The sequence below is a fragment of the Pelagerythrobacter marinus genome (genome assembly GCF_009827515.1).
Classification (GTDB): Bacteria; Pseudomonadota; Alphaproteobacteria; order Sphingomonadales; family Sphingomonadaceae; genus Pelagerythrobacter; species Pelagerythrobacter marinus.
Genome location: NZ_WTYO01000002.1, coordinates 667,586 through 678,872 on the forward strand (window position 1 = coordinate 667,586; position 11,287 = coordinate 678,872).

The window sequence follows — 11,287 nt, forward strand, 5'->3', positions numbered from 1 at the left end:
TTTAAATGATACGCTCGCTCGCCAGCCGATGGTTTGCCATCGTCCTGTGGAAACGCATTCTCGCCGCGCTCGTCCTCGGTGCCCTCGCCGGGCTGGCGCTGGGCGAATCGGCCGAACAGATCCGCTGGATCGGCGACCTGTTCATCCGCATGATCCGGATGCTGATCGTGCCGCTCGTCTTCGTCACGCTGGTTTCGGGCGTGATCGCGATGAAGGACCCGAAGCGACTCGGATCGATCGGGAGCAAGGCGATCGCGCTCTACCTGGGGACCACGTTCGGGGCGATCGTGATCGGGATCGGGCTGGCGCTGCTGTTCCGCCCCGGCGTCGGGATCGACCTGTCGGGCGCGGAGGCGACGACGCTGGACGAGGCCGGATCGCTGGCCGACCGCCTGCTGGGCATCGTGCCCGAAAACCCCTTCGCCGCCTTCGCCGAAGGCAACGTGCTGGCGGTGATCTTCTTCGCGATCATGGTCGGCGCCGGCCTGATCATGGCCGCCGAGCGCGGGCAGCCGCTGGCGCGGATCTTCGAGGCGGGATCGGAAACGATGCTGAAGGTGACCGCCATCGTGATGGAATTCGCCCCCTTCGGCGTCTTCGCGCTGGTCGCCTGGGTCATGGGCACCGTGGGGCCGGGCACGTTCCTCAACGTCTTCCTGCTCGCGGTGGCGGTATATCTCGGCTGTTTCCTGCACATGCTGATCGTGCACGGGGCGATCGTGAAGTTCTTCGCCCGCCTGCCGGTCCTGCCGTTCTTCCGCGGGGTGCGCGAACCGCAGCTGGTCGCCTATTCGACCTCGTCCAGCTCGGCCACCCTGCCCGCCAGCCTCTCGGCGGCAGAGCACAACCTCGGCATCCAGCCGCCGGTCGCGTCCTCCGTCCTGCCGCTGGGCGCGACGATCAACATGGACGGCACCGCGCTCTACGTCGCGCTGATCTCGATCTTCGCGGCGCAGGCCTTCGGCGTGCCGCTCGACCTGTTCGACTACCTGCTGATCGGGCTCACCACCACGCTCGTCTCGGTCGGCACCGCCTCGGTCCCTTCCGCCTCGCTGTTCCTGATGGCCGCGGTGCTGAACGTGATCGGGATGAGCGCGGCGCAGACCGCCATCGTCGTCGGCTTCATCCTGCCGTTCGACCGTATCCTCGACATGATGCGCACGGTCGCCAACATCACCGGCGACATGGCCGTGGCGACCGTCGTCGCCGTGTGGGAGGACGAGATCGACCGCGACGTCTACAACGCGCTGCCGACGGAGTAGGAACCCGATGCAACCGTTCCACCTCGCCTTCCCCACCACCGACCTGGCCGCGACCCGCGCCTTCCTGGTCGATGCGATCGGCGCGCGGGTGGGGCGCGAATCGGAACGGTGGGTCGATTTCGACCTCTTCGGGCACCAGGTCACCGCCCACCTGGTCGATGCGGCAGGCGCCGCGCCGACCAACCCGGTGGACGGCCGAGCCGTCCCCGCGTTCCATTTCGGCGTCGTGCTGGACTGGAACGCGTGGGAGGCGCTGGCCGAGCGGCTGCGCGAGCGCGGCGTCCCCTTCGTGATCGAGCCTTACGTCCGCTTCGCCGGCAAGCCGGGCGAACAGGGCACTTTCTTCGTGCGCGATCCGGCCGGGACCGCGCTGGAGTTCAAGACCTTTCGCGACATGGACCACCTTTTCGCGACCTGAGGGGGAGATAACCGATGAAGCGTTTCGTCGCCGCGCTCGCGGCCGCCACCGTCTGCTGCCTGCCCGTGGTGCAGGCGCCGCTCGCCGCGCAGCAACTGCTCGACTACGACACGATCCACCACCCGGTGATCGACGACGAGGCCATGGTGGTCAGCCAGAACGCGCTGTCCAGCCGGATCGGCGCGCAGATCATCGCGCAGGGCGGCAACGCCGTCGATGCCGCGGTTGCCACGGCCTTCGCGCTCGCCGTCACCCTGCCGCGCGCGGGCAACCTGGGCGGCGGCGGCTTCATGCTGGTCTACCTGGCGGAAGAGGACCGCACGGTCGCGATCGACTATCGCACGGCCGCCCCCGCCGCGGCGGAGGCAAAGCTGTTCCTCGACCGCAAGGGCCGGCGCGAGGATAACGCCGACTATGGCCACATGGCCGCCGCCGTCCCCGGCACCGTGGCGGGCATGAAGCTGGCGCACGAGCGCTGGGGTTCGCTGCCGTGGGAAGACGTCGTGCGCCCGGCGGTGGAGCTGGCGCGCGACGGGATCGTGGTCACCCGCGACCTGTCGGAGGCGCTGCGCTGGGGCCGCAAGCGGCTGGCAAGCTCGGACGCCGCGATCGCGACGTTCTTCAAGCCCGACGGCAGCCCCTACATGTACGGCGAGACGCTGAAGCAGCCCGAACTGGCCTGGACGCTGGAACGGATCGCCACCGTCGGCGCGGACGATTTCTACCGCGGCGAGATCGCGCGGCGGATCGTCGCCGACATGGAGGCGCAGGGCGGGCTGATCGCGATGAGCGACCTCGCCGCCTACGAGGCGAAGCTGCGCGAACCGATTGCGACCGATTACCGCGGGCTCCACGTCGTCACGATGCCGCCGGCCAGCTCGGGCGGGGTCGCCCTGCTCCAGATGCTGAACATGCTGGAACGCTTCAACCTCAAGGAAATGGGGCACAACAGCGCCTCCACCGTCCATATCCTGGCCGAAACGATGAAGCTCGCCTATGCCGACCGGCGCAAGTCGATGGGCGATCCCGATTTCGTCGACAACCCGGTCGAACTGCTGATTTCGAAGGACTACGCGGCCCGCCGCGCGCAGCAGATCTCGCGCCAGGGCAGCACCCCGCCCGAAGCGATCTCGCCGTTCGATCCGCTCGCTTACGAGAGCCCGGACACGACCCATTTCTCGATCGTCGACCGGCAGGGCAACGTCGTTTCCAACACCTACACGCTCGGCTCCTCGTTCGGATCGGGCGCGCTGGTGGAAGGCGCGGGCTTCCTGCTCGACAACCAGATCAAGAACTTCTCGCTGCGCGTGAACGTGCCCGGCGCGACTTATTCCAACAGCGAGATGAACAAGATCGCGCCCGGCAAGCGCATGATGTCGAGCATGACGCCGACGATCGTCTTCCGCGATGGCAAGCCGTTCCTGGTGGTCGGCTCGCCCGGCGGCAGCACGATCATCAACACCGTGCTGCAGATCATCCTCAACGTCGCCGATCACGACATGAACGTGGCCGAGGCGACGTTCGCGCCGCGCCTGCACCAGAACTGGAAACCCTCGGAACTGGAGCTGGAGCCGGGCTTCAACATCGATTCGGTCCGCGTGCTCCAGTCGCTCGGCCACGAGATCGAGGTGCGCGACACGATCGGCAGCGCGCAGGTCATCATGCTCGAAGGCGGCAAGGTCCTCGGCGCGGCCGACCCGCGCCGCCCCGGCTCGGGCGCGGCCGGCGTCGGCAACCTCGCGGTCGAGAGCCGCGAAGGGGCCGCCGCGCTGCCCTGAGGCGCCCTGGCCTGAGCCGCCCTGGCCTGAGCCAGCCCGCGGCCCCGGCCGGCAAGCGGGCATGAAAAAGGCGCCGTCCGGTCCAGCCGGGCGGCGCCTTTTCGATGTGCGGGCGGGAAGTCAGCGCGGGTCGAAGGCGATCGCCTCGATCTCCACGTCGGCCGGCGCGACGAGGCCGGAGACGACGGTCGAGCGCGTCGGGTAAGGTGTCGGGAACAGCCGGGCATAGGCCGCGTTCATGCCGGCCGAAAGCTCGGCGCGGGTGATCCAGACCGTCGTCTTGACCACGTCCGCCAGGTCCAGCCCTTCGCCCTGCAGGACGGCGCGCAGGTTGGCGATCGCCTGCTCGGTCTGTTCCTCGATCGTGCCCTGGCACATGCCGCCTTCGGAGGTGCGGGGCAGCTGGCCGGAAACGAACAGCAGGGAGCCTGCGCGGCGGGTCTTGCTCAGCGGGGGGCCGGCAGGGGCGGGCTGGTCGGTGCTCATCGAAACTATCTCCTGTGGCTGGAAGCGAAACCGGCCCTGCCGTTCAGCGCAGGACCAGGCGGGCCAGGCGCTCGGCCGAACCCATCGCCAGGGTCCAGCCGAGCACGCCGTGGCCGAGGTTGTAGGCCAGCCGCGGGTGCGGCCGGGCGATGCGCGGCTGCGCGTCGGGCGTCATCGGGCGCAGGCCGGTCCAGAACGCGCCGGCCCGGTCGAACGCGGCGGCGCGCGGCATGGATCGGCGCGCGCCGTCGACCAGCGCGGCCATGCGCCGCGGATCGACCGCGCGGTCGAAATTGCCAAGGTCGGCCAGCCCGGCCACGCGGACCTGCCCGCCGAGCCGGGTGAAGACGATCTTCGCCTCGACATCGGTGATCGATATGCTGGGCGATGCCGGCGCCGCCGGGGCGGTGAAGGAATAGCCTTTCATCGGCATGATCGGCAGGCGAATGCCGAAGGGGCGCAGCAGGCGCCCGCCTTCCGAGCCGGAGCAATCGACCGCGATGTCGGCCGACAGCTCCTCTCCATCGGCGCAGACGGCCAGCGCGCGGTCGTCCTCCAGCCGCAGGCGGGTGACGGTGCGCGCGAAACGGGTCGCGGCGCCATAGCGATCGACCAGCAGGTCGCGCATCGCGCAGGCGAAACGGTGCGGGTCGCCGACCGCCTCCTCCGGCGAATGGAGCACGCCCCTGATCCCCGGCGCGGCGCGTTCCAGCGCCGGTTCCATGACGAAGGCCTCCGACGGGGACAGCGCGTGCTGGACCACGCCCGGCCCGGCCTTCATCTCCGCCACCGCGCGGGCCGCGTCGAACGCCCGCTGCGAACGATAGACGTGCATCTTGCCCGCGGTGCGATAGCCGAAGTCGAGCGGGTGGGCGCCGGCCAGTTCTTCCATCGCAACCCGCGATTCGAGCGCGAGCTGCAGCGTCGCCAGCGTATTGGCGCGGAACCTCTCGCGCGTGCAGTTGCGCAGGAAGGCGGCGATCCAGCGCAAGTAGTCGAGATCGAGCCGGCGGCGCATGCGGAACGCGGGGACCAGCCCCAGCGCCAGCTTGGGCATCTGGCTCAGCAACGCCGGGCTGGCGAGCGCATCGGTGTAGAGATAGCTGAGCTGCGCGCCGTTGGCGTGTGAGGTTTCCATCCCCGGTTCCTCGTGCCGCTCGACCAGCGTCACGGCCAGGCCCCTGCGCGCCAGGGCATAGGCGGTCGAAACCCCGACGACGCCGGCGCCGACCACAATGGCGGATTGTGGCACGGTCATCGCGGCGATTTCGCGTCCAGCCGCCGGACCGTGCCGTCGCGGCGCGGATCGGCCCCGCCGGCAAAGCCGCCCTCGCCATCGGCGAAGATCGCGTGGAGCCCCGATTCCTCGCCGCTGCCGGGCCGCACGGTCACCCCGCGCGCGGCCAGCGCGCCGCGCACCGCGGGGGAGAACTTGTCCGCCTCCCCGCGGAAGGAATCGCCGCGCGCGACGAGGTTGGGCAGCGCGATCGCATCGGCCGGGGACAGGCCCCAGTCGACCATGCCGACGATCGTCTTGGCGACATAGGCGATGATCGCGTTGCCCCCGGGCGAACCGAGCGCGGCGACGACGCGCCCGTCGCGGTCGAGCACGATCGTCGGCGACATCGACGAGCGCGGCCGCTTGCCCCCTGCGACGGCGTTGGCCGCCGGGCGCCCCTCATCGTCGACCGGTGCGAAGGAGAAGTCGGTCAACTGGTTGTTGAGGAAGAACCCGGCGACCGCGCGGCCGGATCCGAAATAGGATTCGACCGTCGTCGTCATCGACACGATGTTTCCATCGCCGTCGGCAATCACGAAGTGGGAAGTGCCCGCCGGCTCGCGGGTGGAATCGCGCCCGCGGACCTGCTGCGTCAGGGTGCCCGCTTCCGGCGCGGGCATGGCCCTGTCGCCGATCAGCGTGCGGCGCGCGGCGAGGTATTCGCGATCGAGCATGGCATCGACCGGCACCCGCACGAAGGCCGGGTCGCCGACGTAGCGGTCGCGATCGGCATAGGCGAGCCGGCTGGCCTCGGCGAAGAGGAACCAGGCCTGCGGATCGCCCGGCCCGCGCGCGGCGATGTCGGTCCCTTCGAGCAGGCCGAGGATCTGCAGCACCGCGACCCCGCTCGACGGCGGCGGCGGAACGCAGACGCGGTAGAGGCGATAGGGCCGGCAGACCGGTTCGACTTTCTCGGCGCGATAGCTTTCCAGGTCGGCGCGGGTCATCGTGCCCGCCAGCGGACCCTCGCGCGTGCGCTCGACGATCGCGCCCGCGGTCCGCTCGCCGCGATAGAATGCCTCGGCCCCGCCCTCGGCGATCGTCGCCAGCGTCTCGGCATAGGCCGGGTTGGCGAAGCGGTCGCCTTCGCGCAGCAGGCGCCCGCGCGCATCGCTGAACGTCGCGCGCACGTCGGGCGCGGCGGACTGCGGGTAATCGCCGTGGACATAGCGCTCGGTCCGCCCGGTCAGCGGGTAGCCTTCGCGCGCAAGGGCGACCGTTTCGCGGAAGGCGTCGGCCCAGGGCAGGCGGCCGTGATCGGCGTGGGCCATTTCGAGCATGGCCAGGACGCCGGGAACGCCGCTCGCGCGGCCGCCCAGCATCGCCTCGCGGCGCGGCAGGGGTCTGCCGTCCTCGCCCAGCAGCATGTCGGGGCGCGCGCCGGCAGGCGCTTTCTCGCGCCCGTTGTAGGCGGTGACGTCGCCGCTCTGCGCGTCGTAGTGGAGCAGGAAGGCGCCCCCGCCGATGCCCGAGCTTTGCGGTTCGACCAGCCCCAGCATCGCCTGGACCGCGACCGCGGCGTCGATCGCGCTGCCGCCGCGCTCGATCACCGCGATCCCGGCGCGCGTCGCCTCCGGGTGGGCGGCGACCACGACCGCTTCGCGCGCGGGCGCGATCGCCGGCGCCGCGCCCGTCGCGGGTTCGGCCGGCGGGGTGCCGGCACAGGCGGCCAGCGTCGTTGCCGAGAGCATCGCGAGGGCGGTCTTGCGCAGGACGCAGAGGGTTCGGTGGGTAAAGGCGTGGTCGATCAAGGCACTACTCGCTTCCGGGCCCCGGACCCTAGGCGAGCGGGCGAAGCGAGGCCCAAGAGTGACCGTTACGCCGGCCATAGACGAAAGCTATCCGCGCCGCGGATCGCGCGCGCCGGGCACCTTGCACGCCCGGACATCTTGCACATCCGGTATGATACATTATATCATAATTTCCCGTCCCCCTTCCCCTCCAACGAAAGCGACCAAGGATGCCCGCCATTCCCCGACACCAGCGCCTGTTCGATTCGCTCGCCATCGGCGCTTCGGCCGTGTGCCTGGTCCACTGCCTGCTCGTGCCCGCGCTGATCGTCCTCCTGCCGGCGCTGGGCGCCTGGCTGGCCTTTCCCGAGAGCTTCCACGTCCTCGCGCTCGCCTTCGCCGTTCCGGCAAGCGCCTTTGCCCTCGTCGGCGGCTACCGCCGGCATCGCCGGCTGCGGCCGGTCGGGCTGGCGCTCGTCGGGCTCGCGCTGCTCGCGCTCGGCGCGTTCGCCGCGCCGAGCGAGACGGCGGAGACCGTGCTGACCGTGCCCGGCGCGATCGCGCTCGCGATCGGCCACGCGTTCAACTGGCGGCTTGCCCGCCACGCCTGAGGGCGCGCAGCGGGGCACCGGCGCGTCGCCGCGCTAGGAAGCGAACTCGACCGCGGGCTGCGGGTTGTTGGGCACGAGGATCAGCGTGTTGTCCTCCACCCGCCACGACTTGAGCCGCGAGAGCAGGTTCATCCCGACCACGCTCGTCTCGCCCAGGTTGGGCGCGATCACGGCATCGAGGCCCCGCGCCGCGACATTGCCGAAACGCATTTCCTCGATCGTCGCGATCCGGGCCGAGATCGTGCCGTTGGCGGTATTGAGCCGCACCGGGATCCCGCCCGGCCGCGGCTCCAGCCCGATCCGCTCGGCCACGGTGGCCGATACCGCGGTCAGCGTCGCGCCGGTATCGACCATGAAGGCGACCGGCTGGCCGTTGACGTCGGCACGGAGCCAGAAATGCCCGTCGGCCGCCAGGGGAATGCGCGTTTCCTGCCCTTCGACGACCTGTTCGGGCAGGCCCATCTGCGGCACGGCCAGCTCTATCCGCGGGTCGAAGCGCGAGAGCTGGAGCACCAGCATCGCGAGAATGCCGATCAGCGCAAGCGTGCTGACGCGGCGCACGAACACGCCGAGCGCGAGGTTGCGCCGGGCCATGATCGACCCGGCCCAGCCGGCCAGGAGCGCGGCGACGGTGGCCATCAGCAGGCCCGAACGCGGGATGTCCGCGATCACGCCGGCAACGCCGTTGAGGAAGGATTGGAGGTCCACGTCAGCCGATATAGGGATTGCCGGCGCCCGGTTCCATGGATGGCCGCGCGTCAGGGCGCGCTGCGCGGGATCGTCGCCTCGGCCAGGATCAGCGAGAAGCGCCCCTGCGAGTCCTTCCACCGGCGCACCGGCGTCCATTCGCCCGCCAGCAGCAGGGCATTGGCGCTGCGGCGCGAGAACTTGTGGCTGTTCTCGGTATGGATCGTCTCCCCCTGCGCGAGCGCGAAGCTCTCGCCGGCGACGGTGAAGGACAGGTCGCGCTGCGCCTCGAGGTGCATTTCGACCCGCGCGAAATCGTCGTTCCAGCGCGCGACATGGCGCAGGCCGTCGACCGGGATCGTGCCGTCCAGCTCGCGATTTATTCTTCGAGCGAGGTTGAGGTTGAACTGCGCGGTGACCCCCGCCGCATCGTCGTATGCCGCCTCGAGCACGGCCGGGTCCTTGATCAGGTCCATCCCGATCAGCAGCTTCGAATCCGGCCCCAGCGTCGCGCGCATCGTGCGCAGGAGGTTGACCGCCGTGCGCGGGACCATGTTGCCGATCGTCGAACCGGGGAAGAAGCCCAGCTTGGGGTCCCCCTCCACCGCGTCGGGCAGCGCGACCTTGCGCATGAAGTCCGCCTCCACCGGGTGGACCGGAAGGCCGGGGAACTTGGCCGCCAGATCGCGTGCCGCGGCGCGCAGGAAATCGCCGGCAATGTCGAGCGGGACGTAGGCCGCCGGCGCGATCGCCTCCAGCAGCAGGGGCGTCTTGACCGAGCTGCCGCTGCCGAATTCCACCACCGCGCGGCCGGGCCCGATCTCCTGCGCGAACTCGGCCCCGCGCTGGCGCAGGATCTCGGTCTCCGCGCGGGTCGGATAGTATTCGTCCAGCCGGGTAATGTCCTCGAACAGCTCGGACCCGGCATCGTCGTAGAGCCAGCGCGCGGGGATCGCCTTCTGCGGCTGGCGCAGCCCGTCGAGCACGTCGCCGCGAAAGGCGCGGTCCACCCCGTCGCTATCGAAATCGACCAGCGACAAACCCGGATCGGCAGCCATCAGATATCCTTTGCAAGCCGCAGGCCGGTGAACTGCCAGCGCTGGTGCGGGTAGAAGAAATTGCGGTAACTGGCGCGCGAATGGCCGCGCACGGTGGCGCAGCTCGCGCCTTTCAGCACGAACTGGCCCGACATGAACTTGCCGTTGTATTCGCCCACGGCCCCTTCGCACGGCGCGAAGCGGGGATAGGGGAGATAGGCCGAACGCGTGAACTGCCAGCAATCGCCGAACAGGCCCTCGCCCCCGCGCGGGATCGGCGGGCCCGCGCGATCGCCGCCCCCTTCCCAGTCGTCGGGATGATCGAGCTGGTTGCCGCCCGCCGGATCGTGCGCCGGCGCGCGCTCGACATGCTGGCCGCGCGCGACGGCTTCCCATTCGAACTCGGTCGGCAGGCGCGCGCCGGCCCAGGTGGCGAAGGCATCGGCTTCGTAATAGGAAATATGCGCGACCGGCGCGGCCGGATCGCGTTCCTGCCACCCGCAATGGGTGAAGGCCTGCCCCTCGCGCCCGCGCCCGGCTTCACCCTCGCCCCAGTAGAGCGGCGCGCGAATGCCGTGTTCGTTCACCCAGGCCCACCCGTCGGAAAGCCAGAGCCGCGCGTCGCGATATCCGCCGTCGGCGATGAAGGCGTCCCACTGCCCGTTGGTGACGAGCGCGCGGGCGAGCGCGAACGGTTCGAGCAGGACGCGGTGGCGCGGCCCCTCGTTGTCGAAGGCGAACCCCTGGCCGTCGTGCCCGATCAGGGCAATGCCGCCCGGGTGGCTGTGCCAGCCGTCGCTATCCATGTCCTGCCGCCCGCCCCGGCCCTCGCCCCTGGACGCGGCACGATCCCACATCGCCGGGCCGAGCGGGTTCTGGAACAGCGCGTGCTTGATGTCGGTCAGCAGCAGTTCCTGGTGCTGCTGCTCGTGCGCGATGCCCAGCGCGATCAGCGCGGCGCAGTCCGGGTCGTCCAGCAGCGGGGCCATCGCGGCATCGACATGGTCGCGCCACCGGCCGATCTCGGCCACGGTCGGGCGCGACAGCAGCCCCCGGTCGCCGCGCGCGATCCGCGCGCCCTCGGCCTCGTAATAGGAATTGAACAGGAAGGGCCAGTCCTCGCGATGGAGGCGATAGCCGGGCAGCCGGTCGCGCAGGAGGAAGGTTTCCCAGAACCAGGTCGTGTGCGCGAGGTGCCACTTCGCGGGCGAGGCGTCTTCCATCGACTGGATCGTCGCATCGGCTTCGGAAAGCGGCGCGGCCAGCGCGGCCGTCAGCCGGCGCGTGCGGCGATATTCGTCGGCCAGGCCCGCCCCCTGCGGGGCGCGGACGGCTTCGGGCTGGGGCACGGGACTCTCCTCTCGCTTCCAGTCCGAAACGATGATGGAGCAATTGGGTTGCGAAGAAAAGGGGGCGCGCCGACCACCGTGCCCGGCGGCCCCGCCATTCCCCTGCGTCCCCCGGGGCGCAAAGCCGCGCGGCGCGCGCCGCCGGCGCCGGGGCGCCCGTTCATCGCGCAGGAACTATACGGCACATTCCCCTTGACATTTATAACCGTTTTGGTTATGTAGTGAGGGCCAGTCCAGACTGGCTACAGCGACGGGGGCAAAGCGTGTACGCGTCACGTCTGGCCGCTTCGTCCATACGGCCGGTGCCTCGGGGGGCTAGTGACCGCTCGATAAAGCACCCCTGTGCCGGGATGCGAGGACTATCTAAGGCGCTTCCCTTGCCCGGCCCGCGGCGGACCTCAACGCCGCGAGCCTTTCAAGGGCCCGCTCCCGCGATAGCCTCTGGCGGACAGGGCAAGCGCGAGCCCTGGCCCTGTCCGCGCCTCGCATTCCTCGAAGGGCCGAGCGGGAGGTTGAAGGCAACCCCTCCCGCCACTCGCAAGGATGTTGCCAAGGCAACCCTGTGACGCCCAGGTGGCAATCCTGTGATGCCCAGGCGGCACCGGCCGGTTCCGTCCGCTTGCCTTTCCTCCCGGCGTAACCGTCCGCAC

10 protein-coding genes are annotated in these 11,287 nt (G+C 70.2%); 4 read left to right on the forward strand and 6 right to left on the reverse strand.

The features are described 5' to 3' along the window. Window positions 1–5 precede the first annotated feature (5 nt). Genes GRI72_RS06995 through ggt (GRI72_RS07005) form a run of 3 tightly spaced genes read left to right on the forward strand, consistent with a single transcriptional unit; the run spans window position 6 to window position 3,458 of the window. Window positions 6–1,262 carry a dicarboxylate/amino acid:cation symporter gene (locus tag GRI72_RS06995; protein ID WP_160733193.1) on the forward strand — a complete coding sequence of 419 codons (1,257 nt, stop codon included), beginning with the start codon at window positions 6–8 and terminating at the stop codon, window positions 1,260–1,262. 7 nt (window positions 1,263–1,269) lie between these two features. Next, window positions 1,270–1,680, forward strand: coding sequence for a VOC family protein (locus tag GRI72_RS07000; protein ID WP_160733194.1), 411 nt, complete (start codon window positions 1,270–1,272; stop codon window positions 1,678–1,680). Between the two features lie 14 nt (window positions 1,681–1,694). After that, a complete protein-coding gene (gene ggt / locus GRI72_RS07005) occupies window positions 1,695–3,458 on the forward strand; it encodes a gamma-glutamyltransferase (RefSeq protein WP_160733195.1) in 1,764 nt (587 codons plus the stop codon). A gap of 120 nt (window positions 3,459–3,578) precedes the next feature. Here ggt (GRI72_RS07005) and GRI72_RS07010 read toward each other — a convergent pair whose 3' ends face one another. Genes GRI72_RS07010 through ggt (GRI72_RS07020) form a run of 3 tightly spaced genes read right to left on the reverse strand, consistent with a single transcriptional unit; the run spans window position 3,579 to window position 6,974 of the window. Further along, window positions 3,579–3,944 (reverse strand): RidA family protein, encoded by a 366-nt coding sequence (locus GRI72_RS07010; protein ID WP_160733196.1) that lies wholly within the window; start codon window positions 3,942–3,944, stop codon window positions 3,579–3,581. Between the two features lie 43 nt (window positions 3,945–3,987). Continuing rightward, complete coding sequence (locus tag GRI72_RS07015) at window positions 3,988–5,202, reverse strand: FAD-dependent oxidoreductase (protein ID WP_160733197.1); 1,215 nt, start codon at window positions 5,200–5,202, stop codon at window positions 3,988–3,990. Next, entirely contained in the window at window positions 5,199–6,974 is a 1,776-nt protein-coding gene (gene ggt / locus GRI72_RS07020; RefSeq protein WP_237486836.1) for a gamma-glutamyltransferase, read from the reverse strand. The genes GRI72_RS07015 and ggt (GRI72_RS07020) overlap by 4 nt, the downstream gene beginning before the upstream one ends. A gap of 209 nt (window positions 6,975–7,183) precedes the next feature. Between ggt (GRI72_RS07020) and GRI72_RS07025 the strand changes: the two genes are divergently transcribed. Continuing rightward, complete coding sequence (locus GRI72_RS07025; RefSeq protein ID WP_160733198.1) at window positions 7,184–7,564, forward strand: MerC domain-containing protein; 381 nt, start codon at window positions 7,184–7,186, stop codon at window positions 7,562–7,564. A 33-nt stretch (window positions 7,565–7,597) separates the two neighbouring features. Here the strand turns inward: GRI72_RS07025 and GRI72_RS14915 are convergent, their stop codons facing one another. Genes GRI72_RS14915 through egtB form a run of 3 tightly spaced genes read right to left on the reverse strand, consistent with a single transcriptional unit; the run spans window position 7,598 to window position 10,637 of the window. Further along, entirely contained in the window at window positions 7,598–8,272 is a 675-nt protein-coding gene (locus GRI72_RS14915; RefSeq protein WP_337191150.1) for a retropepsin-like aspartic protease family protein, read from the reverse strand. Window positions 8,273–8,322: 50 nt separating this feature from the next. Beyond that, entirely contained in the window at window positions 8,323–9,309 is a 987-nt protein-coding gene (gene egtD / locus GRI72_RS07035) for an L-histidine N(alpha)-methyltransferase (protein ID WP_160733200.1), read from the reverse strand. Beyond that, the gene (egtB, locus tag GRI72_RS07040) at window positions 9,309–10,637 is read right to left on the reverse strand and encodes an ergothioneine biosynthesis protein EgtB (RefSeq protein ID WP_160733201.1); all 1,329 of its coding nucleotides are present in this window, start codon (window positions 10,635–10,637) and stop codon (window positions 9,309–9,311) included. The genes egtD and egtB overlap by 1 nt, the downstream gene beginning before the upstream one ends. Window positions 10,638–11,287 lie beyond the last annotated feature (650 nt).